At 60.3% G+C, this 25,329-nt stretch carries 38 protein-coding genes; 2 read left to right on the top strand and 36 right to left on the bottom strand.

What is annotated here, in order from left to right; genetic code table 11:
- Positions 1-4: 4 nt before the first annotated feature.
- From J5J83_RS18435 to J5J83_RS18415, 5 genes are all read right to left on the bottom strand, one after another.
- Entirely contained in the window at positions 5-445 is a 441-nt protein-coding gene (locus J5J83_RS18435; protein ID WP_212351396.1) for a response regulator, read from the bottom strand.
- Positions 442-3,054, bottom strand: a complete 2,613-nt coding sequence (locus J5J83_RS18430; RefSeq protein ID WP_212351395.1) for a PAS domain S-box protein — start codon at positions 3,052-3,054, stop codon at positions 442-444. Before J5J83_RS18430 ends, J5J83_RS18435 begins: the two co-directional genes overlap by 4 nt.
- Position 3,055: 1 nt before the next feature.
- Complete coding sequence (locus tag J5J83_RS18425; protein ID WP_212351394.1) at positions 3,056-3,964, bottom strand: ABC transporter substrate-binding protein; 909 nt, start codon at positions 3,962-3,964, stop codon at positions 3,056-3,058.
- A 172-nt stretch (positions 3,965-4,136) separates the two neighbouring features.
- A complete protein-coding gene (gene ssb, locus J5J83_RS18420; RefSeq protein ID WP_212351393.1) occupies positions 4,137-4,619 on the bottom strand; it encodes a single-stranded DNA-binding protein in 483 nt (160 codons plus the stop codon).
- A gap of 23 nt (positions 4,620-4,642) precedes the next feature.
- Positions 4,643-5,851, bottom strand: coding sequence for an MFS transporter (locus J5J83_RS18415; RefSeq protein ID WP_249115778.1), 1,209 nt, complete (start codon positions 5,849-5,851; stop codon positions 4,643-4,645).
- A 93-nt stretch (positions 5,852-5,944) separates the two neighbouring features.
- On the opposite strand from J5J83_RS18415, the gene uvrA reads away from it, so the two are divergent.
- On the top strand, positions 5,945-8,776 hold the full coding sequence (gene uvrA / locus J5J83_RS18410) for an excinuclease ABC subunit UvrA (RefSeq protein ID WP_212351392.1): 2,832 nt from the start codon (positions 5,945-5,947) through the stop codon (positions 8,774-8,776).
- 87 nt (positions 8,777-8,863) lie between these two features.
- Positions 8,864-9,163 (top strand): hypothetical protein, encoded by a 300-nt coding sequence (locus tag J5J83_RS18405; protein WP_212351391.1) that lies wholly within the window; start codon positions 8,864-8,866, stop codon positions 9,161-9,163.
- 11 nt (positions 9,164-9,174) lie between these two features.
- Here the strand turns inward: J5J83_RS18405 and galE are convergent, their stop codons facing one another.
- The 31 genes from galE to tuf all read right to left on the bottom strand — a co-directional run.
- On the bottom strand, positions 9,175-10,197 hold the full coding sequence (gene galE / locus J5J83_RS18400) for a UDP-glucose 4-epimerase GalE (protein WP_212351390.1): 1,023 nt from the start codon (positions 10,195-10,197) through the stop codon (positions 9,175-9,177).
- Between the two features lie 91 nt (positions 10,198-10,288).
- Entirely contained in the window at positions 10,289-10,687 is a 399-nt protein-coding gene (gene rplQ, locus J5J83_RS18395) for a 50S ribosomal protein L17 (protein WP_212351389.1), read from the bottom strand.
- A gap of 27 nt (positions 10,688-10,714) precedes the next feature.
- Positions 10,715-11,695 carry a DNA-directed RNA polymerase subunit alpha gene (gene rpoA / locus J5J83_RS18390; protein ID WP_212351388.1) on the bottom strand — a complete coding sequence of 327 codons (981 nt, stop codon included), beginning with the start codon at positions 11,693-11,695 and terminating at the stop codon, positions 10,715-10,717.
- Between the two features lie 35 nt (positions 11,696-11,730).
- Positions 11,731-12,360, bottom strand: coding sequence for a 30S ribosomal protein S4 (gene rpsD / locus J5J83_RS18385; protein WP_212351387.1), 630 nt, complete (start codon positions 12,358-12,360; stop codon positions 11,731-11,733).
- A 14-nt stretch (positions 12,361-12,374) separates the two neighbouring features.
- Positions 12,375-12,764, bottom strand: coding sequence for a 30S ribosomal protein S11 (gene rpsK, locus J5J83_RS18380; protein ID WP_212351386.1), 390 nt, complete (start codon positions 12,762-12,764; stop codon positions 12,375-12,377).
- 12 nt (positions 12,765-12,776) lie between these two features.
- The gene (gene rpsM / locus J5J83_RS18375; RefSeq protein ID WP_212351385.1) at positions 12,777-13,139 is read right to left on the bottom strand and encodes a 30S ribosomal protein S13; all 363 of its coding nucleotides are present in this window, start codon (positions 13,137-13,139) and stop codon (positions 12,777-12,779) included.
- Between the two features lie 53 nt (positions 13,140-13,192).
- Positions 13,193-13,306, bottom strand: a complete 114-nt coding sequence (rpmJ, locus tag J5J83_RS18370) for a 50S ribosomal protein L36 (protein WP_212351384.1) — start codon at positions 13,304-13,306, stop codon at positions 13,193-13,195.
- Positions 13,307-13,331: 25 nt separating this feature from the next.
- Complete coding sequence (infA, locus tag J5J83_RS18365; protein ID WP_212351383.1) at positions 13,332-13,550, bottom strand: translation initiation factor IF-1; 219 nt, start codon at positions 13,548-13,550, stop codon at positions 13,332-13,334.
- Positions 13,551-13,556: 6 nt separating this feature from the next.
- The gene (gene secY, locus J5J83_RS18360; RefSeq protein WP_212351382.1) at positions 13,557-14,882 is read right to left on the bottom strand and encodes a preprotein translocase subunit SecY; all 1,326 of its coding nucleotides are present in this window, start codon (positions 14,880-14,882) and stop codon (positions 13,557-13,559) included.
- 14 nt (positions 14,883-14,896) lie between these two features.
- Complete coding sequence (gene rplO / locus J5J83_RS18355; RefSeq protein WP_212351381.1) at positions 14,897-15,334, bottom strand: 50S ribosomal protein L15; 438 nt, start codon at positions 15,332-15,334, stop codon at positions 14,897-14,899.
- 1 nt (position 15,335) lies between these two features.
- The gene (gene rpmD, locus J5J83_RS18350; RefSeq protein WP_212351380.1) at positions 15,336-15,518 is read right to left on the bottom strand and encodes a 50S ribosomal protein L30; all 183 of its coding nucleotides are present in this window, start codon (positions 15,516-15,518) and stop codon (positions 15,336-15,338) included.
- 3 nt (positions 15,519-15,521) lie between these two features.
- Entirely contained in the window at positions 15,522-16,046 is a 525-nt protein-coding gene (gene rpsE, locus J5J83_RS18345; RefSeq protein WP_212351379.1) for a 30S ribosomal protein S5, read from the bottom strand.
- 12 nt (positions 16,047-16,058) lie between these two features.
- On the bottom strand, positions 16,059-16,412 hold the full coding sequence (gene rplR / locus J5J83_RS18340) for a 50S ribosomal protein L18 (protein ID WP_212351378.1): 354 nt from the start codon (positions 16,410-16,412) through the stop codon (positions 16,059-16,061).
- Between the two features lie 11 nt (positions 16,413-16,423).
- Positions 16,424-16,957 (bottom strand): 50S ribosomal protein L6, encoded by a 534-nt coding sequence (gene rplF / locus J5J83_RS18335; protein ID WP_212351377.1) that lies wholly within the window; start codon positions 16,955-16,957, stop codon positions 16,424-16,426.
- A gap of 11 nt (positions 16,958-16,968) precedes the next feature.
- A complete protein-coding gene (gene rpsH / locus J5J83_RS18330; RefSeq protein ID WP_212351376.1) occupies positions 16,969-17,364 on the bottom strand; it encodes a 30S ribosomal protein S8 in 396 nt (131 codons plus the stop codon).
- Between the two features lie 12 nt (positions 17,365-17,376).
- Entirely contained in the window at positions 17,377-17,682 is a 306-nt protein-coding gene (gene rpsN / locus J5J83_RS18325; RefSeq protein ID WP_212351375.1) for a 30S ribosomal protein S14, read from the bottom strand.
- 7 nt (positions 17,683-17,689) lie between these two features.
- Positions 17,690-18,229, bottom strand: a complete 540-nt coding sequence (rplE, locus tag J5J83_RS18320; protein ID WP_212351374.1) for a 50S ribosomal protein L5 — start codon at positions 18,227-18,229, stop codon at positions 17,690-17,692.
- A 9-nt stretch (positions 18,230-18,238) separates the two neighbouring features.
- Complete coding sequence (gene rplX / locus J5J83_RS18315) at positions 18,239-18,556, bottom strand: 50S ribosomal protein L24 (RefSeq protein ID WP_212351373.1); 318 nt, start codon at positions 18,554-18,556, stop codon at positions 18,239-18,241.
- Between the two features lie 12 nt (positions 18,557-18,568).
- Positions 18,569-18,937, bottom strand: a complete 369-nt coding sequence (rplN, locus tag J5J83_RS18310; protein ID WP_004258229.1) for a 50S ribosomal protein L14 — start codon at positions 18,935-18,937, stop codon at positions 18,569-18,571.
- A 150-nt stretch (positions 18,938-19,087) separates the two neighbouring features.
- The gene (gene rpsQ / locus J5J83_RS18305; protein ID WP_212351372.1) at positions 19,088-19,357 is read right to left on the bottom strand and encodes a 30S ribosomal protein S17; all 270 of its coding nucleotides are present in this window, start codon (positions 19,355-19,357) and stop codon (positions 19,088-19,090) included.
- Positions 19,357-19,548, bottom strand: coding sequence for a 50S ribosomal protein L29 (gene rpmC / locus J5J83_RS18300; RefSeq protein WP_212351371.1), 192 nt, complete (start codon positions 19,546-19,548; stop codon positions 19,357-19,359). Before rpmC ends, rpsQ begins: the two co-directional genes overlap by 1 nt.
- On the bottom strand, positions 19,545-19,964 hold the full coding sequence (rplP, locus tag J5J83_RS18295) for a 50S ribosomal protein L16 (RefSeq protein WP_212353397.1): 420 nt from the start codon (positions 19,962-19,964) through the stop codon (positions 19,545-19,547). Before rplP ends, rpmC begins: the two co-directional genes overlap by 4 nt.
- A complete protein-coding gene (gene rpsC, locus J5J83_RS18290) occupies positions 19,964-20,719 on the bottom strand; it encodes a 30S ribosomal protein S3 (RefSeq protein ID WP_108949528.1) in 756 nt (251 codons plus the stop codon). The genes rplP and rpsC overlap by 1 nt, the downstream gene beginning before the upstream one ends.
- A 9-nt stretch (positions 20,720-20,728) precedes the next feature.
- A complete protein-coding gene (rplV, locus tag J5J83_RS18285) occupies positions 20,729-21,058 on the bottom strand; it encodes a 50S ribosomal protein L22 (RefSeq protein ID WP_249115777.1) in 330 nt (109 codons plus the stop codon).
- Positions 21,059-21,060: 2 nt separating this feature from the next.
- On the bottom strand, positions 21,061-21,336 hold the full coding sequence (rpsS, locus tag J5J83_RS18280) for a 30S ribosomal protein S19 (protein WP_108949530.1): 276 nt from the start codon (positions 21,334-21,336) through the stop codon (positions 21,061-21,063).
- A 10-nt stretch (positions 21,337-21,346) separates the two neighbouring features.
- Positions 21,347-22,174: a 50S ribosomal protein L2 gene (gene rplB / locus J5J83_RS18275; RefSeq protein ID WP_212351370.1), complete on the bottom strand. Its 828-nt coding sequence runs from the start codon at positions 22,172-22,174 to the stop codon at positions 21,347-21,349.
- A gap of 6 nt (positions 22,175-22,180) precedes the next feature.
- Positions 22,181-22,477, bottom strand: a complete 297-nt coding sequence (rplW, locus tag J5J83_RS18270) for a 50S ribosomal protein L23 (protein ID WP_349251954.1) — start codon at positions 22,475-22,477, stop codon at positions 22,181-22,183.
- A gap of 5 nt (positions 22,478-22,482) precedes the next feature.
- Positions 22,483-23,103: a 50S ribosomal protein L4 gene (gene rplD, locus J5J83_RS18265; RefSeq protein ID WP_212351368.1), complete on the bottom strand. Its 621-nt coding sequence runs from the start codon at positions 23,101-23,103 to the stop codon at positions 22,483-22,485.
- A gap of 13 nt (positions 23,104-23,116) precedes the next feature.
- On the bottom strand, positions 23,117-23,755 hold the full coding sequence (gene rplC, locus J5J83_RS18260) for a 50S ribosomal protein L3 (protein WP_212351367.1): 639 nt from the start codon (positions 23,753-23,755) through the stop codon (positions 23,117-23,119).
- Between the two features lie 113 nt (positions 23,756-23,868).
- Positions 23,869-24,180, bottom strand: coding sequence for a 30S ribosomal protein S10 (gene rpsJ, locus J5J83_RS18255; RefSeq protein WP_108949535.1), 312 nt, complete (start codon positions 24,178-24,180; stop codon positions 23,869-23,871).
- Between the two features lie 105 nt (positions 24,181-24,285).
- Positions 24,286-25,329, bottom strand: a 1,044-nt coding sequence (gene tuf, locus J5J83_RS18250; RefSeq protein WP_212351366.1) for an elongation factor Tu, incomplete at its 5' end; no start/stop codon positions are given.

Genomic DNA, 25,329 nt, shown 5'->3' with positions numbered 1-25,329 from the left:
GTCGTCAGGCCGGGCTGGAGGGCTTGTTGAGCGCGCACCAGTAGAGCTCTATCTGGGCCGCGACACTGGCGAAGTTCTCGAAATCCACCGGTTTCATGATGTAGGAGTTGGCACCGAGCTGATAGGCCCTGCCAATGTCCCGATCCTCGTCGGAGGTCGTCAATACCACCACCGGTATTGAACGCGTCGTTTCGCGGGCCTTGAACTCACGCAACACTTCAAGTCCATGGACCTTTGGCAGATTGAGATCGAGCAATATGACCAGCGGCAAAGCCTCCCCGGCCTCCCATCGCGGCACGAAATCGAGCGCTTCCTGGCCGTCGCGCGCAACCAGTACCGGGTTGACGAGGTGCCGGCGCTTGAACGCACGCAGCGTGAGATCGAGGTCGGCCGGATTATCCTCGACCAGCAGGATTGGTCGAGCGCTTGTCGGTAGCTCACTCATAGCGGCAACTCCACATGAAAAGTGGCACCGTTTCCGGGCGCGCTCTCGGCCCACACCCGCCCTCCCATTCGCTGCATTGCCTTGCGCACGATCGCGAGCCCCACGCCCGTGCCGGCATAGTCTTCAGCCCGCTGCAGGCGCTGGAATATCTCGAAAATGCGATCGTGAAATTTCATGTCAAAACCGATTCCGTTATCGCGAACATACAGATGGCAGACTGTGCCTTCCTTGCGGGCACAAATGCCGATCCGGGGCGGGTCGGCATGACGGGAATACTTCAGGGCATTGCTGACGAGGTTGCGCAGCACCTGCGCCAACCCTTCTGGATCGGCCTGGACCGCGATATCAGGAACGTCGACGTCAACTTCCGCCAGCGTCATATCAGGCTCGCCGGCCCGCTCGCCGAGTATGCCACGCACAACTGCGCCAAGGTTGACCTCTGCGCGCTGGAGGCTGCGCCGTTCCATGCGCGAGTAGGCAAGCAGATCATCGATCAGCCGTGCCATCTGTTTCACCCCGGCGCGAATGTTGTTGACGAAGGCCCTGCCTTCATCGTCGAGACGATCGGCATGGTCCTCAAGCAGCAGATGGCTGTAACCGTCGATTCCACGCAGCGGTGCCTTCAAGTCGTGGGAAACGGAGTAGGTGAAGGTTTCCAGCTCCTTGTTGGCAAGCTCGAGTTCCGTCGTGCGCTGCACCACCCTGGCTTCCAGCTCCGAGTTGAGCTGCCTGACCTCGAGCTCCGCTTCCTTCCGTGCGGAGATGTCCGTTACCAATCCCTCGCAGTAATGCGGCCGCCCCTCCGAGTCCAGACTGACTCGGATCAAGCCCTCAATCCATATATAGACGCCATCCGCAGTCCGGATGCGGTATTCCTGCACGTATTCCCGCACATCGGCAGCGATATGGTGCGCCAGCTCATCGCTTACGCGGGGCAGGTCGTCGGGATGGACGAGCGACGCAAAGGCGAAGTCCGGCGCCAGCACCTGCGCACGAGAGTATCCCCAGCGATCGACATTCTCCGATACGTAGAATACGGGCCATCCGGGCTCGAGTTTCCAACGCAACAGAATCGTCGGACTCGCCTCCACGACCTCGGTTGCCGCCTTCAGCGCAGACAGCGCTTCCTCACGCGCATTGACGTCCAGTACCGTGCCAATGATCACAGCCCCCTCATCATGCTGCATCCGGGTGCCATAGACCTCAATGAAGAAGTGACTCCCGTCGCGCCGCTTCGCCCGCAGCATGTTGGACGTGTAGCGAGTATCGCCCTGCTCGCGGCGCCGGATCAGCTCTTCGGCAAGCGGCAGGTCCTGGGGATGCAGCAACGCGGCAACCGGCACACCGACAATGCTGTCCGCGCGATAGCCCAACCACTCCGCCAGACGGGGATTCGCATACACGACACGTCCGTCGCGAATGAGAAATACGCCCACCAGGGTATGCTCGACCAGCGCGCGAAAACGTTCTTCACTTGCAGCAACCGCCGCGGTCGCGGACTTCACCTGCTGCAGGTCGTAGCAACTTCCCAGATAGCCCAGAAACCCGCCATCATTCGCGAACACCGGTTGGCCATGATCAGAAATCCAGTGCTCGCTGCCGTCGTTGAAGCGTAGACGGTACTCCATCACGAAGGGCGCCCGCCGTTCCAGCGCAGCCGCCTGAACCGCCTGGCAGCGTGCAAGATCGTCATCATGAACACCTTCCGTCCATCCGTCCTCACACTCCTGGTCGAGCGAACGCCCGGTGAAATCGAGCCACGCCCGATTGAAGAAACTGCGCCGGCCGTCGGCGCCGGCCCGCCAGATGGGATTGGGCATGCTTTCAAGCAGGCGAACATGGAAATCGCGCGAGGCCAGCACCTCGCGCATCAGGCATCCCAGTTCTTCTCCCAACTGCCCCAGCTCATCGGCTCCGGACACCGGCTCGGGAAGCTCGCCGCCACTCGCCTGCGAGCGCGAGTAGGCCAGCAGACGCTCAATGCGGTCAGTCAACAGGACTCGCAGCATCGCCCAGATGGCCAGTGACAAAAGCAGGATCGGCACCAGTACGACCATGCTCTGACTGAAGGCATTGCGCACCGCGGCGTGCTCTAGACGGGCAACATCGGAGAGCAACACAACATAGGCCACCTGCGGCGCCCTGAGCTCACCCTTGCCCGCCGGCAGCCGCACCGGAAAGATGCCCCAAAGGCGCTGCCGCGCGACATCCTCGGCAAGCTGCGCGCTGCGTGTGCGGCGCACCTCATCCACCATCGCTTGTGGCGGGGCGCCATGGACTGACCGCTCCAGCCCGAACCCGCGCAGACCGGGCAGGCTGCTCGCGATCACGCGTCCATCCGCATCGACCAAGGCAGCATAGAGCAGATCGGGAAGGGTGATCTGCTGCGCGATCAGGTGATCGACGAAACGGTCGTCGCCCTTCTGCATGGCGGCTTCGAGGTTGGCGGCCAACGTTCCGCCAGCGTGTCGGAGCAAGGCGCCCACCTGTGCGCGCGATTCGCGGGAATACGATTGGATGATGAAGGTGAACTGCCCCACCGCCACGACCAGTCCAACCCCTGCAAGCAAGATCAGCAACATGTGTCGCAAAGGGGTCCGCGGTGCCATGTCAGTACTCCGGAATCAGGTCGGGGACCAGCAGTGCGTCCAGCACGGGCACCTGCTCCAGCAGCCCCAGCGAACGCATGACCTGGCCCATGCGCTCCAGCGTCGCCGCCAGCCCCCCCTCCCCTTGGCCGAGCAGACGCCTGTTGGCGGGCACATCGGGCATTTCCATCAAGCCCAGCGCTGCGCGGAACTGTGCCTCGGACAAAGACAGTCGGGCCTCCAGCTTGGCAGCGACATCCGCCGGATTGGCCAGCATCCGCGCTCTGCCGGCAAAGTGGGCATCGACCAGTGCGCGCAAGTCGGCTTTGCGCCTTGCCAGCAAGGGCGCGCGCACCACCAGCACGTCGACGATCTCTCCCGGTATCGCACGCGACGAAAACAGGAGCTTCGCCCCACGTGCCAGCAGGCTCGAACGTACCGGATCGAAGGTCACCAGTGCATCCACCTGGCCGGCAACAAAGGCTGATTCGTGACCATCAAGCGGGATTGAGACGATATCGACATCCTCAGCGGACAACCCGGCGCCGGCGAGTGCTCGCCCGATCAGGTACGCCCCCAAGGCCTCCGTTTCGACCCCCACCCTCGCCCCTTTCAACTGGGCCACGCTGACGATGCCTGGCTGGGCGAGAACAACATCGGCTCCCGCCGAGAAATCGAAAACGAGAATGATTCGTGGCGCCTGCTCCTCGGCTGCAAGCATCAGCGCCTCGTCCAGGGTCAGACCGGCAACATCGATCATGCCGTTGCGAAATGCCGACAGCACCATTGATGTACTCGGGAAATCCAGCACCTGAAGTTGCGCCGGGGTAATCAGCCCGAGAACCTCGGCGGCGCGCAGTGAAGCATAGCCGGGCCAGGCGTTGGCGCCGAAGCGCAAAGGTTCCGGAGGCGGCATGCACGCGTTCAGCATGGGCAGCATTCCTGCACTCACGACGAGTAAACGCATGCATTGACGACGATTCAAGGCGGCCTGCTCCAGAAAATATCCAGATTACGTATTGAACCACCGCTCGCCAAAAGAAGAAACCCGGCAGCCTCGATGGCATGCCGGGTTCGAATGAGAAGACGCGATCAACCGCGCGTTAAAACGGGATATCGTCGTCGAAGTCACCGAAGCCGCCGGTGGCTGGCTTCGGCGCAGGCGCTGCCGCAGGCTGACGCGCGGGCGCTGATGTCGGTGCATCGTAGCCGCCAGCGTCCGCTCCACGCATCGGCGCATCGCCACCACCCTCGCGCCTACCAAGCATTTTCATTTCGTCGCCGCGGATTTCGGTCGTATAGCGATCCTGTCCGTCCTTGTCCTGCCATTTTCGCGTCTGCAGCCGGCCTTCGACATACACCTGACTGCCCTTGCGCAGATACTGCGCTGCGACTTCGGCAACCCGGCCGAAGAACACCACACGGTGCCACTCTGTCGCCTCGCGGCGCTCTCCGGACGACTTGTCCTTCCAGGTCTCGGTCGTCGCCAGGGTCAGGTTGGTAATCGCGTCGCCGCTCGGCGCATAGCGGGTCTCGGGGTCCTTGCCCAGATTGCCGATCAGAATGACTTTGTTCAGGGATGCCATCCCGTTCTCCTTTCAGTGGTATGTCAACTCCGGGCCGGCGCGGCAACCGCGCGGACCGGAGGAGGATTCATGGTGGAAGACAGCGTTAACCAGACCAGCGCCAGCGCCCCACAGGCCAGGCTGACACCTGCCGTACCGAATCGTTGTCCGAGCCAGCCGCCGAGCAATCCGCCGACGAACAGCCCAATGGACTGCAGGGTGTTATAGACGCCGAGCGCCGTTCCTTTAGCCGCGGGCGGCGCGATGCGCGAAATCCACGACGGCTGCGTTGCCTCCAGGATATTGAAGGCGACGAAAAACAGCGTCAGCCACAAGGCGATCGCGAACAGGCTGTCGTTCCACAAGTAGAGCCCGAACTGGACCACGGCAAGCAGCAGGACCGCGCCATTGAACACCTGTTTGAGGCGGTTGTGACGCTCCGCAACGATGACCGCCGGCACCATCGCCACAAATGACAGCAGCACTGCCGGCAGATAGACCTTCCAGTGATCGACGAGCGCAAGGCCGCCGGACTTGACCAGTGCCGCCGGCACCATCACCCACATCGTGGTCTGGATCAGATGCAGCGCAAACACGCCGAAATTCAGGCGCATCAACTGCGCATCGCGCAGAATATCGGCAAAACTGCCGGCGTTCGCACGCGGTACCGGCGGCGCCTCGGGCACGACCCACACCACGACCGCCATTGCCACCAGGGCAAGCGCCGCAGTTAGCCAGAAAATGCCGCTCATGCCGATAACGGAATACAGCAAGGGCGCAGCCACCATCGATCCGGCAAACACCAGCCCAATGCTGGAGCCGATCATCGCCATCACCTTGGTGCGATGTTGATCACGGGTCAGGTCGGCTGCCAGTGCGGTGACGGCAGCCGAAATTGCACCCGCGCCCTGCAGCACCCGCCCGGCGATGATGACGTAGATGTCGCCTGCAGTGGCGGCCACTGCACTACCGATGACGAACAACAACAGACCGAACAGGATGACCGGCTTGCGACCGAATCGGTCAGACGCCGCGCCAAACGCAATCTGCAGGCAAGCCTGTGTCGCGCCGTATGCACCGATCGCGAGCCCCACCAATGTCAGGTTGTCCCCACCCGGCACGGTATGGGCGTGAACGGCGAACACCGGCAGTATCAGAAACAAGCCCAGCATGCGCAGTGCGAAAATGGAAGCGAGGCTGATTCCCGCCCGACGCTCGGCGGGCGTCATCGGATCGCGTAAAGTTGAGGACATGCGGGCTGCGGCAAAAAGGAAGTCATTCTAACATTGGCCCGGAGCGCCTTCTCTCTTATATAGTTTCACGTTACCCCTTGCGCAGCCACGCTCATGGACGACATCCGCATCCGCGGTGCCCGCACGCACAATCTCAAGAACGTCGATCTCGACCTTCCGCGCAACCGGCTGACCGTCATTACCGGCCTGTCCGGCTCGGGAAAATCGTCTCTCGCTTTCGACACCCTGTACGCGGAAGGGCAGCGTCGCTACGTGGAGTCGCTGTCGGCCTACGCCCGGCAGTTTCTGCAGCTGATGGAAAAGCCGGACGTCGATCTGATCGAAGGCCTGTCTCCGGCGATCTCGATCGAACAGAAGGCGACGAGCCACAACCCGCGCTCCACCGTCGGCACGGTAACCGAGATTCACGACTACCTGCGCCTGCTGTATGCCCGGGCCGGCACACCTCACTGCCCGGATCACCCCGAGCATGCGCTCGAAGCCCAGAGCGTCGCCCAGATGGTCGATCATGTTCTCGGTCTGGCAGCCGATACGCGCCTGATGATCCTCGCCCCCGTCGTCGCGGGACGCAAAGGCGAGCAGCAAGACCTGTTCTCCGAACTGCGTGCGCAGGGCTTCGTGCGCGTCCGCGTGGATGGCGAGGTATACGAGCTCGACACCATGCCTGCCCTGGAAAAAGGGCGGCGCCACACGGTGGATGTGGTCGTCGATCGCTTCAAGGTCCGTTCCGATATGCGTGGACGGATCGCCGAATCGTTCGAAACCGCGCTCACCCATGCCGATGGACGTGCGATTGCGCTCGAGATCGACACCGGTAACGAACACCTGTTTTCTGCCCGTTTTGCATGCCCGGTGTGCAGCTTCGCCCTCGGAGAACTGGAGCCACGCCTGTTTTCCTTCAACAACCCCGCCGGCGCCTGCCCGACTTGCGACGGTCTCGGGCAGATCGGCTTCCTGGATCCGCAGCGTGTCGTTGCGCACCCGGACCTGTCACTCGCGTCGGGCGCAATCCGGGGCTGGGACCGGCGCAATCAGTTCTATTTCCAGATGCTGTCCAGCCTCGCGACGCATTACGACTTCGACATCGAGACGCCATTCGAGGCCTTGCCGCCCACGGTTCGCGAGATCATTCTGCATGGCTCGGGCAAGGACAGGATCGCCTTCGTGTATATGGCCGACAACGGACGCATGGTCGCAAAGGAGCACCCGTTCGAAGGCATCATTCCCAACCTCGAACGTCGTTTGCGGGAAACCGACTCCGCTGCGGTACGTGAGGAGTTGCTCAAGTATCGCAGTACACGCACCTGCCCCGCCTGCGAAGGCAGTCGGCTGCGCAGCGATGCACGCCATGTGCTGATCGGCGGCCAGCCGCTACCCGCCGTCAGTCGTCTGCCACTCGGCGAATGCAAGGCCTTTTTCGACCAATTGAAGCTGGACGGGCAGCGCGCGCGCATTGCCGAGAAGATTGTCAAGGAGGTCTCGGACCGCCTCAGTTTCCTGAACAATGTCGGGCTTGATTACCTGTCTCTCGATCGCTCCGCGGACACGCTCTCGGGTGGAGAGGCGCAACGGATTCGACTCGCCAGCCAGATCGGTTCGGGCCTGACGGGCGTGATGTACGTGCTCGACGAGCCCTCCATCGGCCTGCATCAGCGAGACAATGACCGCTTGCTCGAAACGCTGCGCCGGCTGCGCGACCTCGGCAACACCGTGATCGTGGTCGAGCATGACGAGGATGCCATCCGCAGCGCCGATTATCTCGTCGACATGGGCCCGGGCGCCGGCGAACATGGTGGTCACATCGTGGCCTGCGGCAAACCGGAGGAGGTCATGGCTTCGGTGTCGTCGGTCACCGCCGACTACCTGTCGGGACGGCGACGGATCCCTGTTCCGCCCAAACGCGTGGCGCCTGATCCGGCGCGCCTGGTTCATCTTCGTGGCGCTCGCGGCAACAATCTGAAGCGCGTGGATTGCACGGTGCCGGTGGGCCTGTTTACCTGCGTGACCGGCGTATCCGGTTCGGGAAAATCCACCCTGATCAACGACACCCTGGCGGCAATGGCGGCGCAGACGCTATACGGATCGAACAGCGAGCCTGCTGCCTGCGACGCGGTCGAGGGGCTCGAAGCCTTCGACAAGGTCATCACCGTCGATCAGTCGCCGATCGGCCGCACCCCACGTTCCAATCCCGCGACCTACACCGGCTTGATGACTCCGATCCGGGAATTGTTCGCTGGCGTACCGGATGCCCGGGCGAAAGGCTACAGTGCCGGACGCTTCTCGTTCAACGTAAAGGGGGGCCGCTGTGAAGCCTGCCAGGGCGACGGCATGATCAAGGTGGAAATGCACTTCCTTCCCGACATGTACGTGCCCTGTGATATCTGCCATGGCAAACGCTACAACCGCGAAACACTGGAAATTCGCTACAAGGGCCGCACCATCCATGACGTCCTTGAAATGACCGTGGAACAGGCGCTCGAATTTTTCCGTCCCGTCCCCGCCATTGCGCGCAAGCTCGAAACCCTTGCCGACGTGGGGCTCTCCTATATCCGCCTCGGGCAAAGTGCGACAACGCTGTCAGGGGGTGAAGCCCAGCGTGTCAAGCTCGCACTCGAACTGTCGAAGCGAGACACGGGACGCACACTCTACATCCTCGACGAGCCCACCACTGGCCTCCATTTCCAGGATATCGAGTTGCTGCTGACAGTCCTCCTGCGCCTGCGCGATCACGGCAATACCATTGTCGTCATCGAACACAACCTCGACGTGATCAAGACGGCGGACTGGATCATCGACCTCGGCCCGGAAGGCGGCAGCGGCGGAGGCCTGATCGTGTGCGCAGGGCCTCCCGAAGCCGTCGCCGCCTGCCCGGCCAGCCACACCGGCCGCTACCTTGCCAAAGCACTTTCGCCTGAAGCGACATGAACCTTTACACTCGACTCGTCACCAGCGCTTGCCCAACCGACGATTCGGCACGAGGATAGGGGCAGGACCACTTGATCGGATACTGCCATGACAGAGCCCCAACATACGGCAAGCGCGCAATACGCTGAAAGGGTCGAGCGCCGCATCCAGTTCCTCAAGACGCTCAAGGATGCCGGATTGGGCGTATTCCTCCCGGCGGACGAAGGCGCACGCAAGCTCGCCTTCGAGCAACTGGCCAGAATGACCGCACGCCAACGCGAACTGCCTCATCTCTCACCGGCTGACCTCGCCAAGGCGACCGAGGCTTTTCGTGTCCATCTCGATGCCATGCAGGGCGTACTGCCGCATGACGTCCAATACAAGAACCGCATCCGCCGCAACTGGTAACACCTCGCGCGCTAGCGATCGCGGTATCCCTCGGGGTTGGCCTGCTGCCACCGCCAGGCGTCTTCGCACATTTCATCCAGGCCGCGGCTGGCCTGCCAGCCCAGCAGTTCCCGTGCGAGAGTCGGGTCTGCCCAACACTGCGCGACATCGCCTGCCCGGCGCGGCACGATCCGGTAGGGAATGGGGCGGCCGCATGCCCTTTCGAACGCACGCACCACATCCAGTACGCTGTATCCGCAGCCTGTGCCGAGATTGATTGCCGCCACCGAAGGCAGGGCATCAAAGCGTTCCACGGCAGCCACATGCCCTCGCGCCAGATCGACCACATGGATATAGTCACGTACCCCCGTACCGTCCGCTGTCGGATAGTCACTGCCGAACACCTGGAGCTCCTTGAGCCGCCCCACCGCCACCTGGCTTACGTAGGGCATCAGGTTATTCGGGATCCCCCTCGGATCCTCTCCGATGCGCCCGCTTTCATCCGCCCCCACGGGGTTGAAGTAGCGCAGCAACACCACCTTCCACTGCGGATCGGCTGCCGCGAGATCAGACAGGATCTGCTCGCTCATCAGCTTCGTACGGCCATAGGGATTGGTGGCTGAAGTCGGAAAGTCTTCGGTGATCGGCACCGAGGCCGGATCGCCATACACTGTGGCCGAGGAACTGAAGACGATCCGCTTCACCCCTTCATCGCCCATCACGTCGAGTAAGGCGACCAGACCACCCAGATTATTATCGTAATACGCCAATGGTTCGCGCACGGACTCGCCCACCGCCTTCTTCGCGGCAAAGTGGATGACGCCATCGACTCGATGCGCACGAAAGACCGCACGCAGGGACACACGATCGCGCACGTCGATCTCGGCAACACCGAGGAAACGGCGCCCTGCGAGGGCCTCGACACGTGCCAGCGCAAGTGGCGAAGCGTTCGAAAAATCGTCGACCACGACCACCTCGTGCCCGTCTCTGAGTAGCTCGAGACACGTATGCGAACCGATATAGCCGGCGCCACCGGTCACCAGAATCACGCTCATCTGCATTTCCCCGTTGCGAACGAATGGACAAAAAAAAGGCCGGGTATCCCCGACCTTTTCTTATACCAAGCGAATTTTACAAAGACCCGCTTCAGGCAGCAACAGCTTCCTCTTCAACCGCAAGTTCGCCATCGGGACGATCCAGCAGTTCGACGTAGGCCATCGGTGCATTGTCGCCATCACGGAAACCGCACTTCAGGATACGCAGGTAACCGCCATTACGCGCAGCGTAACGGGGACCCAGCGCGTCGAACAGCTTGACGACCATATCACGATCACGCAGGCGATCGAAGGCCAGACGACGATTTGCAAGGCTCGGCTTCTTGCCCAGCGTAATCATCGGTTCAACCACGCGACGCAGTTCCTTCGCTTTCGGAAGGGTCGTCTTGATAACTTCATGGCGCAGCAACGCGTTGGCCATGTTACGGAACATCGCCTGACGATGGCTGCTGGTCCGGTTCAGCTTGCGAAGACCATTACGGTGACGCATATTAATTCCTCACTTCACTGATACCGTTTAACCGAGCTTCTCAAGCCCGGCCGGCGGCCAGTTTTCCAGTTTCATCCCCAGGGTCAGCCCGCGAGTGGCCAACACTTCCTTGATTTCATTCAGCGACTTGCGCCCCAGATTCGGGGTCTTGAGCAGTTCCGTCTCGGTACGCTGGATCAGATCGCCGATGTAATAGATGTTCTCGGCCTTCAAGCAGTTGGCCGAACGCACCGTCAATTCGAGATCGTCCACCGGACGCAACAGTACCGGATCAATCGTCACTTCAGGCTTGACCACGTCAGTGACGGGCGTGCCTTCGAGATCCGCGAACACCGACAACTGATCCATTAGCACGCGAGCGGCATACCGAATCGCCTCTTCAGGATCGACGGCGCCATTGGTCTCGATATCGATCACCAGACGATCGAGGTCGGTACGCTGCTCCACGCGAGCGCTCTCTACGAGATAGCTGACGCGGCGCACCGGGCTGAACGACGCATCGAGTACGACGCGTCCGATCGTCTTGCTTTCGGCATTTGCCGGGCGACTGTTGCCGGGCACGTAACCGCGCCCTTCCTCGATCTTGATCTGCATGTCGAGACTGCCACCCGGTGCAAGATGCGCAATGACATGCCCCGGGTTGATGATATCGACGTCATGACCCGTCTCGATATCTGCCGCAGTCACGAGCCCCTCACCCGACTTGACGAGCCTGAGCGTCGCCTCGCTACGGTTGTGGAGTTTGAACACCACGCCCTTCAGGTTGAGCAGCAGGTCGACGATATCTTCGCGCATGCCGTCCAGCGTCGAGTACTCGTGCAGGACGCCTTCGATCGTCACTTCCGTCGCTGCGTGCCCAGGCAGCGAGGAAAGGAGAATGCGCCGCAGCGCATTTCCCAGGGTATGGCCGAAGCCACGCTCGAACGGCTCCATCGTGACTCGCGCCTGAACCGGCGAGATACTCTGGACGTCGATGATGCGTGGTTTCAGCAGTGCATTGCTTTGCATCTACATTTCCTCGGAACTAGAAGCTCGATTCCCGATTACCGGGAATACAGTTCCACAACCAGACTTTCATTGATTGTGGGCGGCAGTTCGCTACGCTGCGGATAGGCCTTGAAGACACCCTTACCAGCCTTGGTATCCATCTCGATCCACTCCGGGAAACCGCGCGACTCGGCGGCCTGAAGCGCAGCCTTGACACGCAGGTGACCGCGAACGCGCTCAACGAGTTCAACCACGTCGCCCGGCTTGACCAGGTACGACGGAATATTCACGCGCTTGCCGTTAACCAGCACGCCGTTATGACGCACGACCTGACGCGATTCGGCACGCGAACCGCCGAAGCCCATCCGATAGGCCACGGAGTCGAGACGTCCTTCGAGCAGTTGCAGCAGGTTTTCACCCGTCTGACCGCGACGGCGATCCGCTTCGGAATAGACCCGGCGGAACTGCGCTTCAAGCACACCATAGAGTCGGCGGATCTTCTGCTTTTCGCGCAGCTGAACGCCATAGCCGGAAAGACGCTGACCGGAACGCTGACCATGCTGGCCGGGCGCATAGGCGCGACGCTCGATGGCACATTTATCGGTGAAGCACTTCTCAGCCTTCAGGAACAGTTTTTCACCCTCGCGACGGCACTGACGGCACTTCGGGTCGAGATTACGAGCCACGTTTCAACTCCTTGTCAGATACGGCGCTTCTTGGGCGGACGGCAGCCGTTGTGCGGAATCGGCGTGATGTCGGTGATGCTGGAGATCTTGATCCCCAGTGCATTCAGCGCACGAACAGCAGACTCACGCCCGGGGCCGGGACCCTTGATGCGCACTTCAAGATTCTTGATGCCGCATTCCAGCGCCACCTTGCCAGCCGCTTCGCCAGCGACCTGAGCAGCAAACGGCGTGCTCTTGCGCGAACCCTTGAAGCCAGCGCCGCCAGCGGTTGCCCAGGAAAGCGCATTGCCTTGACGGTCAGTGATCGTAATGATCGTGTTGTTGAAGCTCGCGTGAACGTGGACGATCCCTTCTGCCACGTTCTTTTTGATCTTCTTGCGGACCTTTGTTGCAGTCTTAGCCATAATAAAATCCTATCACTTCTTGCCGGCGATCGACTTGCGCGGGCCCTTGCGGGTACGTGCATTGGTCTTGGTGCGCTGACCGCGACACGGCAAACCACGACGGTGACGGACACCACGGTAGCAACCCAGGTCCATCAGACGCTTGATGTTCATGGTCACTTCGCGACGCAGGTCGCCTTCCACCACAAACCGAGCCACCTCATCGCGCAGCTTCTCCATGTCCGACTCGGTGAGATCCTTGACCTTCACCGAGCGGCCGATGGCAGCAGCATCGCAAATTTTCCGAGCACGCGAACGGCCGATCCCATAGACAGCGGTCAGCGCGATCTCGGCATGCTTGTGGTTGGGAATGTTTACCCCAGCAATACGGGCCATTCGTTTACCCCAAAACGCTAAACATTAAATTTTAATACCTGGGACTGACAAGATCAACCCTGGCGCTGCTTGTGTCGCGGATCCGTGCAGATGACCCGCACCACACCCTTGCGACGGACGATCTTGCAATTACGGCAGATCCTCTTTACTGAAGCCTGAACTCTCATGCTTTGCTCCTGTTTCTAATATCTTCTACTTGGTCCGGAATACGATCCGACCCTTGGTCAGGTCATACGGCGTCAGTTGAACCGTTACCTTGTCCCCGGGAAGGATCCGGATGTAATGCATCCGCATCTTCCCGGAGATATGTCCGAGAACCATATGCCCGTTCTCGAGCTTCACCCTGAACGTTGCATTGGGAAGATTCTCCTGAACCTCCCCCTGCATCTCGATAACGTCTTCCTTCGCCATCGCCACTTACCTGATTGGGAGTCCCGCTCCCTTGAAGTTTGCCTTCTTCAACAGGCTTTCATACTGGTGCGACATCACGTACGCCTGCACCTGGGCCATGAAGTCCATCGTAACCACCACGATGATCAACAGTGACGTTCCGCCAAAGTAGAAAGGCACGTTCCACTTCAGAATCAGAAACTCCGGCAGAAGACAGACCAAGGTGATGTAAACCGCACCCGCGAGGGTCAGTCGCATCAGGATCTTGTCGATATACCGTGCGGTTTGATCTCCCGGACGAATTCCCGGAACGAAAGCACCACTTTTCTTCAGGTTGTCTGCTGTTTCACGGGCATTGAAAACCAGCGCCGTGTAGAAAAAGCAGAAGAACACAATTGCCAACGCATACAGCATCACGTAAATCGGCTGCCCTGGCGCCAGTGTCGATGAGATGTCACGCAGCCATCGCATGCTCTCGGAAGCTCCGAACCACTGACCCAGCGTCGCCGGAAAGAGAATGATGCTCGACGCGAAGATCGGCGGGATCACGCCTGACATGTTCAGCTTCAGGGGCAGATGGGAACTCTGTCCCCCGTACACCTTGTTGCCGACCTGCCGCTTGGCATAATTGACCAGAATCTTTCGCTGCCCACGCTCCACGAACACCACGAAGCCGGTGACGGCCACCACCAATACGCAGATCAGCAACGCCGTGAAGGGATGCATCGCCCCGGTACGAACCAGTTCGAACAACCCGCCAATCGATTTCGGCAACCCCGCCGCAATGCCGGCGAAAATGATGATCGAGATGCCGTTGCCGATACCACGCTCGGTGATCTGCTCACCCAGCCACATCAGGAACATCGTTCCCGTGACCAGCGTCGCCACGCTCACCAGGCGGAACATCAGGCCCGGATCAAGCACCAGTCCAGCCTGCCCTTCAAGTGCCATTGCAATCCCGAGGGACTGCGCAAACGCCAGCACCAGGGTACCGTAACGCGTGTACTGGGTGATCTTGCGCCGACCAGCCTCACCTTCCTTCTTCAGCGCCTCGAACTGCGGCACCGCGACCGTCATCAACTGCATGATGATGGAGGCAGAAATGTAAGGCATGATCCCGAGCGCAAAGATCGTGAAGCGCGAAAGCGCTCCGCCCGAGAAAAGGTTGAAGACCCCAAGGATCCCCCCCGACTGCGACTGGAAGAGCTCCGCAAGTCGTTGGGGATCGATTCCGGGAACAGGAATATGTGCGCCCAGGCGATAAACAATCAAGGCACCGAGCAGAAAGAACAGCCGGTTCTTGAGATCACCAAAGCGCCCGGCATTCCCTACCGCGGCAGCTGGTTTGGCCACAATCGTACCTTTGCTTACTCTGCAGAGACCGAGCCGCCGGCCGCCTCGATGGCAGCACGCGCACCGGCGGTTGCCCCGACGCCACGCAGCACGACCTTCTTGCTGATCTCGCCCGAAAGAATGACCTTTGCGGATAGCGAATCAGCCGGAATGACGCCGGCCTGCATCAGAACCAGCAGATCGACTTCATCGACCGGCAAAGCAGCCAACTCGGACAGACGAACCTCGGCGTTGCGGGCGCGCGTCAGGGACACGAAGCCGCGCTTCGGCAGACGGCGCTGAAGGGGCATCTGACCACCTTCGAAACCGACCTTGTGAAAACCACCGGCACGGGACTTCTGCCCCTTGTGACCGCGACCGCAGGTCTTGCCCAGGCCACTGCCGATGCCGCGTCCGACGCGCTTGGCGGCAAACTTCGAGCCAGCGCCCGGTTTAATCGTATTCAGGCGCATATCAAGCCTCGTACTTAACCAGATAGGACACCTTGTTGATCATGCCGCGAACTTCCGGCGTATCGACCAACTCGACGCAGTGGTGCAGGCGACGCAGGCCCAGACCACGAACGGTCGCACGGTGTGATTGCTTGGTACCGATCACGCTCTTCACGAGGGTGACCTTAATCTTCTTGTCGGTCATCGCTTACCCCAGGATCTCTTCGACAGACTTGCCACGCTTGGCAGCAATTTCCGCCGGGGTGTTGATCGCCATCAGCCCGTTGATCGTGGCTCGAACCACGTTGTACGGGTTGGTCGAACCGATGCACTTGCAGATGATGTCGGTCACGCCCATCACCTCGAACACGGCACGCATCGGACCGCCGGCGATGATTCCGGTACCCTGGGGTGCCGGCTGCATCAGCACCGAAGCGGCGCCATGCTTGCCAATGACGGTGTGCTGGAGCGTACCGTTCTTGAGGGAGATCTTGGAGAGCTTACGCCGGGCTTCGTCCATTGCCTTCTGCACCGCAACCGGCACTTCACGCGACTTGCCCTTGCCCATGCCGATGCCGCCATCGCCATCGCCGACCACGGTCAGAGCGGCGAAACCGAGAATCCGGCCGCCCTTCACAACCTTGGTCACGCGATTGATCGCGACCATCTTTTCACGCATTCCGTCGTCGCGCTCGTCGGAGGCTTGCGGGCGCTTGGTTTGCTGCTTAGCCATTCGAATCCTCGCTTAGAACTTAAGGCCGCCTTCGCGGGCAGCCTCAGCCAACGTCTTGACGCGGCCATGGTAGAGGAAGCCCGAGCGGTCAAACGCAACCGTCTCGATCCCGGCAGCCTTGGCACGCTCGGCAATCAACTTGCCGACCACTGCTGCTGCTTGTTTATTGCCACCGTTGGCGAGCTCGGCACGAACCGCAGGCTCCACGGTCGACGCTGCCGCGAGCACGCGGGAGCCACAACCGGAAATCACCTGCGCGTACATGTGCGCATTCGAACGATACACGGTGAGGCGCACCGCCTTGAGCTCCGCGAGCTTGGCGCGAGTTTTACGCGCACGGCGAAGACGAGTTTCTTTTTTGTTCATGACGAACCGCCTTACTTCTTCTTGGTTTCCTTGAGCACAACCACTTCGTCCGAATAACGGACGCCCTTGCCCTTATAGGGCTCGGGAGCGCGGTATGCCCGTACCTCGGCCGCAACCTGACCGACCTGCTGCTTGTCGATACCCTTGATCACGATCTCGGTCTGAGTGGGAGTTTCAGCCTTCACACCGGCGGGCATCTGATGCACCACGGGATGGGAGAAACCCAGCGAGAGATTCAACTTGTCGCCCTGGGCCTGGGCACGATAACCGACGCCCACCAGGTTGAGCTTGCGCTCGAAGCCCTTCGTCACGCCGATGACCATGTTGTTCACCAGCGAACGCACGGTACCCGACATCGCACCGGAATTGGGCACACCTTCGCGTGCCTTGCAGACCAGATTGTCGCCGTCACGTTCGAGCACAACCGCCGCGCTCAGTGCCTGACGAACCGTACCCAGCGGCCCCTTGATCGCAACTTCGGCTGCCGAGATCGTAACCTCGACACCACTCGGAATGGCGACCGGATTCTTAGCTACACGAGACATAAGATTCCTCCTTAGGCCACGAGGCAGATGACTTCACCGCCAACCCGATTGGTACGGGCAGCACGATCGGTCATCACACCTTGGGGGGTCGACACAATGGCAACACCCAGACCATTCATCACGCGCGGCAGGTCATCGCTGCCCTTATATACGCGCAACCCCGGACGGCTCACGCGATCGATACGCTCGATCACGGGACGGCCCGCATAATACTTGAGGGCAAGCTCCAACTCGGCCTTGCCTGCAGACTCGCGCACGACGTAGCCGTCGATATAGCCTTCGTCCTGCAGCACCTTGGCGATTGCGACCTTCAGCTTCGACGAAGGCATGCTCACGTTCGCTTTCTGGGCTTGCTGCCCATTGCGAATACGCGTCAGCATGTCGGCGATAGGATCGGACATACTCATTATCTATTCTCCTTACCAGCTCGCCTTGGTCATGCCAGGCACTTCGCCGCGGAATGCAATTTCGCGCAACTTGTTACGGCACAGACCAAACTTGCGGAAAACACCGCGGGGCCGCCCCGTCAGCGCGCAACGATTACGCTCACGCACCGGGCTTGCATTGCGCGGCAGTTGCTGCAGGTTAAGACGAGCCGTCATGCGTTCTTCGTCCGACAGCTTCATATCGTTAATCTGTGCAATCAGCGCAGCGCGCTTGGCAGCGAATTTCGCCACCGTCTTGCGACGCTTCTCTTCACGATTAATCAGAGCCAGTTTCGCCATATCACCCTCAATTCTTGAACGGGAACTTGAATGCACCCAGAAGCGCACGCGCTTCTTGGTCACTCTTGGCCGTCGTCGTGATGCTGATGTTCATACCGCGGAGCGCGTCGATCTTGTCGTACTCGATTTCCGGGAAAATGATCTGTTCCTTGACGCCCAGGTTGTAGTTGCCACGACCATCGAAACCCTTGGCAGCAATACCGCGGAAGTCACGAACACGCGGCAGCGCAATGGTCACGAGACGATCGAGGAACTCGTACATCTTCGGTCCACGCAGCGTCACCATGCAGCCAATCGGGTAGCCGTCACGAATCTTGAAGCCGGCGATCGACTTGCGAGCCTTCGTGGCAACCGGCTTCTGACCGGCAATCTTGGTCATGTCACCAATCGCGTGCTCCAGCACTTTCTTGTCGCCAACTGCCTCACCGACACCCATGTTGAGGGTGATCTTGGTGATACGCGGAACTTCCATCACGGACTTGTAGCTGAACTGCTTCAGCAGCTCAGGCACCACAGCGTCCTTGTAAACTTGTTGCAAGCGAGCCATTGTCACTCCTTAGGCATCCACCAGCTCGCCATTCGACTTGAAGAAGCGCGCCTTGCGGCCATCCTCAAGCACCTTGATCCCGACGCGATCAGCTTTCTGCGATGCGGGATTGAACAGCGCGATGTTCGAAACATGGATCGGCATATCCTTCTCGACGATGCCACCGACCTCACCCTTGAGAGGATTCGGGCGAACATGCTTTTTCACCCGATTGACACCCTCAACCACCAGATGCTCGTCATCGACGCGACGCAGCACCAAGCCACGGCGCCCCCGGTCCTTGCCGGTCAGCACCACAACTTCATCACCCTTGCGGATCTTGTTCATCTCATCGACTCCTCAGAGCACTTCAGGCGCCAGCGAGACGATCTTCATGAACCGCTCGGAGCGCAGCTCACGCGTCACGGGCCCAAAAATGCGGGTACCGATGGGCTCAAGCTTGTTATTCAAAAGCACAGCAGCGTTGTTGTCGAACTTGACCAGCGAGCCATCCGGACGGCGGACACCCTTGGCGGTACGCACAACAACGGCGTTGTAGACATCACCCTTCTTGACACGGCCGCGCGGCGCAGCATCCTTAACGGTAACCTTGATAATGTCACCGATACCGGCATAACGACGCTTGGAGCCGCCGAGCACCTTGATGCACATCACCGAACGCGCGCCGGTGTTGTCGGCTACATCGAGCCTGGACTGCATTTGAATCATGAATTTATCTCCAACTTATCCCGCAGCGCGGTCAGTATTGGAACCCGTCAGGGTAGGATGCCCCGACGAATCCCGGAGCAAGATTTGAAAGTATAACAGCTTGGCGCTAAAGCGCCAAGCTGTTCTTGCAAAAATTGCAAACCAACCTGATCAGATCACACGTGCTTTTTCGAGCACTTGCGTGACACGCCAGGTCTTGGTGCGCGACAAGGGACGACACTCTTCGATTTCGACGAGGTCGCCCTGCGTGGCGGCACCATTTTCGACGTGTGCATGGTACTTGGCAGAACGGGTAATGATCTTGCCGTACAGCGGGTGCTTGACCCGACGCTCAACGAGAACGGTCACCGTCTTGTCCATCTTGTCGCTCACCACGCGCCCGACGAGGGCGCGGCGAACCTTTTCTGCTTGCTCGCTCATTAGACACCCGCCTTTTCGCGAAGGAGCGTACGGACACGCGCGATGTCGCGTCGCACCTTACCCATTTGGCTCGTGTTGCCCAGCTGCTGTGTTGCATGTTGCATGCGCAGGGAAAACTGCGCCTTCAGCAGCTCGAGCAACTCCTGGTTCAATTCATCAGCGCTCTTGGCGCGGAGTTCACTCGCTTTCATGCTTGCCCCAACTGACGGGTCACAAATACGGTCTCGAGCGGGAGCTTGGCGGCAGCAAGCCGGAAAGCTTCACGCGCGAGCGTCTCGTCAACACCATCCATTTCGTAGAGCACTTTGCCCGGCTGGATCTCAGCGACCCAATACTCGGGATTGCCCTTACCGTTACCCATCCGAACTTCAGCCGGCTTACGCGAAATCGGCTTATCCGGGAAAATGCGGATCCAGATCCGGCCACCACGCTTGATGTGGCGGGTCATGGCACGACGAGCCGCTTCAATCTGACGTGCGGTCAGACGACCACGACCGACCGCCTTCAGGCCGAAATCACCAAAGCTCACCTTGGCGCCACGGGTGGCAACACCCGTGTTGCGGCCCTTCTGCTCCTTACGATACTTTCTTCTCGACGGCTGCAGCATCATTCACTCCTGCTATCTTCGCGGCGAGCGGGACGACGACCCGGACGGCCTTCACCATCACGGGGCGCGCCACGGCGGCCACGGCGGTTATCGGCTTCGGGTTCAGCGACCACCGGCTGCTCGTTGCGGCCAAGCATCTCGCCCTTATAAACCCAGACCTTGATGCCGATGATGCCGTAGGTGGTCTTGGCTTCGGAAACACCGTAATCGATGTTTGCACGAAGGGTGTGCAGCGGCACACGACCTTCACGATACCACTCGGTCCGCGCGATCTCGGCGCCGTTCAGACGACCGGCACTCATGATCTTGATGCCCTGCGCACCCAGGCGCATGGCATTCTGCATCGCACGCTTCATTGCGCGACGGAACATGATGCGCTTTTCCAGCTGCTGCGCGATCGAGTCGGCGATCAGCTTGGCATCGATCTCGGGCTTGCGCACCTCTTCGATGTTCACATGAACCGGCACCCCGACGATCTGTTGCAGATCGCGCTTGAGCGCTTCGATGTCTTCACCCTTCTTGCCAATCACCACACCCGGGCGGGCGCTGTACAGGGTGATGCGGGCATTCTTGGCCGGACGCTCAATCACGACACGCGCCACGGATGCATGCGAGAGACGCTTCTTCAGGTAGTCCCGAACCTTCAGATCTTCCTGAAGCATTTTCGAAAAATCCTGGCTCGAAGCGTACCAACGGGAAGTCCAGTCACGCGTGACGGCGAGGCGGAATCCGGTGGGATGTATTTTCTGACCCATATGTACTCCTTACTCGCCAACGGTCACGTAAATGTGGCAGGTCGGCTTGGAAATACGATTTCCCCGGCCCTTCGCACGCGCGGTGAAGCGCTTGAGGGTCGTGCCCTCTTCCACATGAATCGTCTTGACCTTCAGTGCGTCGATGTCAGCACCGTCGTTGTGTTCTGCGTTCGCGATTGCAGACTCGACCACTTTGCGGATGATCTTCGCGCCTTTCTTCGGCGAGAAGGTCAGCACATTGAGCGCCTGGCCGACAGGACGGCCGCGCACGAGGTCAGCCACGAGCCGACCCTTTTGCGCCGAGAGGCGGACACCACGGAGAATTGCCTTGGTTTCCATGATTACCTCTTCGCCTTCTTGCTCGCCGCATGACCCTTGAAGGTACGCGTCAGAGCAAATTCGCCCAGCTTGTGGCCAACCATGTTCTCGGACACGTAGACCGGAATGTGCTGGCGACCGTTATGGACTGCAATGGTCAGACCGACAAAGTCGGGCAGAACGGTGGAGCGACGCGACCAGGTCTTGACCGGGCGCTTGTCGTTGCTCGCCCGCGCGGCGTCGACCTTCTTCAGAAGGTGAGCGTCGATGAACGGGCCTTTCTTAATAGAACGTGCCATCTGTTACCCCTTAACGCTTGTGACGACGCTGCACGATCATCGTGTCGGTCCGCTTGTTGCTGCGGGTACGATAACCCTTGGCAGGCGTGCCCCACGGACTGACCGAAACGCGACCTTCGCCGGTACGACCTTCACCACCACCATGCGGGTGATCCACCGGGTTCATGGCCACGCCACGAACCGTCGGGCGAATACCACGCCAGCGGTTTGCACCCGCCTTGCCGATCTTGCGCAGGCTGTGCTCTTCGTTACCGACTTCGCCAATCGTTGCGCGACATTCGATATGAACCCGACGGATTTCACCCGAACGCAGGCGCAGCTGGGCATACACGCCCTCGCGCGCCAGCAGCTGCACCGACGTACCGGCCGCGCGCGCCATCTGCGCACCCTTGCCCGGCATCATCTCGACACAGTGGATGGTCGAACCCACGGGAATGTTGCGAATCGGCAGTGCGTTGCCGGCCTTGATCGGCGCCTCGACGCCACTGACGATCGACTGCCCCACCACCACGCCACGCGGCGCGATGATGTAGCGACGCTCGCCGTCGGCATAACACAGCAGGGCGATGTTCGCTGAGCGGTTGGGGTCGTACTCGATACGCTCGACCTTGGCCACGATGCCGTCCTTGTTGCGACGGAAATCGATCACGCGATAGTGCTGCTTGTGGCCGCCACCCTGGTGACGCACGGTAACGCGACCCGTGTTGTTGCGGCCCGCCTTGCTGATCTTCTTCTCGAGCAGCCCGTCGAACGGACGACCCTTGTACAGATCAGGGTTCACCACCTTGACCATCGAACGACGGCCGGCGGAAGTAGGCTTGAGTTTTACCAGTGCCATGATTGATTACTCCCCGGCCACAAAGTTGATTTCCTGGCCGGGCTTGAGGCAGACGAAGGCCTTCTTCCAGTCCTTGCGACGACCGATCGTACGGCCGGAGCGCTTGACCTTGCCCTTGACATTCAGGACCTGAACCGACTTGACCTCGACCTTGAACAGCAGCTCTACAGCTGCCTTCACTTCGGGCTTGGTGGCATCGGAAGCAACTTTGAACACAACCTGTTCATTCTTGTCGGCGACGTAAGTCGCCTTTTCCGAAATCTGCGGTGCGAGCAGAACCTGCAGCAGACGTTCCTGGCTAATTGCGCTCATTGCCACGACTCCTCCATCTTGGCCAGCGCACCCTTGGTGACCAGCACCTTAGGGAAACGCACCAGCGAAACCGGATCCGCTTCGTGAACGTCGAGCACCAACACCTGATTCAGGTTACGCGAGGACAAGAACAGGTTCTCGTCCAGGCCATCGGTAATCACCAGCACGGAGTCCAGACCCATACCCTTGAGCTTCTGCACCAGCATGCGGGTCTTCGGCGCCTCGACGCTGAAATCCTCGACCACGGCAAGGCGGTCTTCGCGAGCCAGCTGCGAGAGAATCGCCGCCACGCCGGCGCGATACATCTTGCGGTTGACCTTCTGCGAGAAGTTCTCATCAGGGGAATTCGGGAAGATCTTGCCGCCGCCACGCCACAGCGGGCTGGACGCCATACCGGCACGGGCGTTACCCGTACCCTTCTGGCGGAACGGCTTGCGGGTCGACTTATTGACTTCCGCACGGCCCTTCTGCGCACGATTGCCCGAGCGCGCATTTGCCAGATAGGCAGTCACGAGCTGGTGAATCAGCGCTTCGTTGTATTCACGACCAAACAGCACATCCGACGCCTGCAGCGTCGACGCAGCTTGACCCTGATCATTCAATAGTTTCAGTTCCATTGCGTATCCGCCCTCAAGCCTTGATCGCGGGACGAACGACAACGTCGCCACCCTTGGAGCCCGGAACCGCACCCTTGATGAGGAGCAACTGACGCTCGACATCCACACGCACGATCTCGAGACCTTGCGTGGTGCGCTGAACATTGCCGTATTGACCGGCCATGCGCTTACCCGGGAACACACGACCTGGATCCTGCGCCATACCAATCGAACCCGGCGAGTTATGCGACACGGAGTTACCGTGCGACGCGCGGTTCGATGCGAAGTTATGACGCTTCTGGACACCAGAAAAACCCTTACCGATGCTCACGCCCGTCACATCGACCTTCTGGCCGACTGCAAACAGGTCTGCACCAACAGCATCACCCGCCTTGAAGGCAGCGATCTGTTCTGCATCCACGCGGAATTCGCGCAGAATGCGGCAGGGCTCGACACCCGCCTTGGCAAGATGCCCGGCGAGAGACTTGACGACGCGGCTAGCGCGACGCTTACCCACAGCCACCTGAACCGCGGAGTAACCGTCGGTTTCAGGCGTCTTGATCTGGGACACACGGTTGTCGGACACGTCAAGCACCGTCACCGGGATGGTTCTACCATCTTCGGCAAAGATGCGAGTCATGCCGACCTTGCGCCCTACAAGGCCTAGACTCATTTTTTTCTCCTGATTCCCGGTTTCGATTGACCGGGGGTCGAACAAATAAATTGCGCCAAAAGGCACAAGGGCCGGATTATACCGGCCCTATCGAAAGAAATGCAAGCCTGGACTTACTGAAGCTTGATCTCGACATCCACACCGGCCGGCAGATCCAGCTTCATCAGCGCATCGACGGTCTTATCGGTGGGATCGACGATGTCCATCAGACGCTGGTGAGTACGGATTTCCATCTGGTCGCGCGATGCCTTGTTGACGTGCGGCGAACGCAGCAGGTCGAAACGCTCGATACGCGTCGGCAGCGGGACGGGGCCACGCACGACGGCGCCGGTGCGCTTGGCGGTATCGACGATTTCAAGCGCCGACTGGTCGATCAGACGGTAATCGAAAGCTTTCAGACGGATGCGGATTTTCTGGCTTTGCATGATCTTGTTCCCAAAGAGCGATAGTGCGGAACCCTATGGCTCCGCACGAATGGTTGTTACTCGATGATCTTGGCGACGACACCGGCGCCAACCGTACGACCGCCTTTACTCGATGATCTTGGCGACGACACCGGCGCCAACCGTACGACCGCCTTCGCGGATCGCGAAACGCAGACCTTCTTCCATGGCGATCGGGGCGATCAGCTTGACGGTGATCGACACGTTGTCGCCCGGCATCACCATCTCGGTACCTTCGGGCAGCGAGATCGAACCGGTCACGTCCGTGGTACGGAAGTAGAACTGCGGGCGGTAGTTGGCGAAGAACGGAGTGTGACGTCCGCCTTCTTCCTTCGACAGCACGTACACTTCACCGGTGAAGTGGGTGTGCGGCTTGATCGAACCCGGCTTGCACAGCACCTGACCACGCTCGACGTCTTCACGCTTGGTGCCGCGCAGCAGCACGCCAACGTTGTCGCCGGCCTGACCCTGGTCCAGCAGCTTGCGGAACATTTCCACGCCGGTGCAGGTGGTCTTGACCGTGGCCTTGATGCCGACGATCTCGATTTCCTCACCGACCTTGACCACGCCGCGCTCGACGCGACCCGTCACCACCGTGCCGCGACCCGAGATCGAGAATACGTCCTCGATCGGCAGCAGGAAGGGCTTGTCGATGGCGCGCTCGGGCGTCGGGATGTAGCTGTCGAGTGCATCGGCCAGCGCGAAGATCGCCGGCTCGCCGATCGGCGACTGGTCGCCTTCGAGCGCCTTCAGCGCCGAACCCTTGACGATGGGCACATCGTCGCCCGGGAAGTCGTACTTCGACAGCAGCTCGCGCACTTCCATCTCGACGAGTTCGAGCAGCTCTTCGTCGTCGACCATGTCGCACTTGTTCAGGAACACGATGATGTACGGCACACCGACCTGACGCGCCAGCAGGATGTGCTCGCGGGTCTGGGGCATCGGGCCGTCAGCGGCCGAGCACACCAGGATCGCGCCGTCCATCTGCGCCGCACCGGTAATCATGTTCTTCACGTAGTCGGCGTGACCCGGGCAATCAACGTGCGCGTAGTGGCGCGAAGCCGTCTCGTACTCGACGTGGGCCGTGTTGATCGTGATACCACGTGCCTTCTCTTCCGGCGCAGCGTCGAT

This window comes from Azoarcus sp. L1K30 (assembly GCF_018122735.1).
Taxonomy (GTDB): Bacteria; Pseudomonadota; Gammaproteobacteria; order Burkholderiales; family Rhodocyclaceae; genus Parazoarcus.
This window is presented reverse-complemented; position numbering and strand designations above follow the sequence as displayed.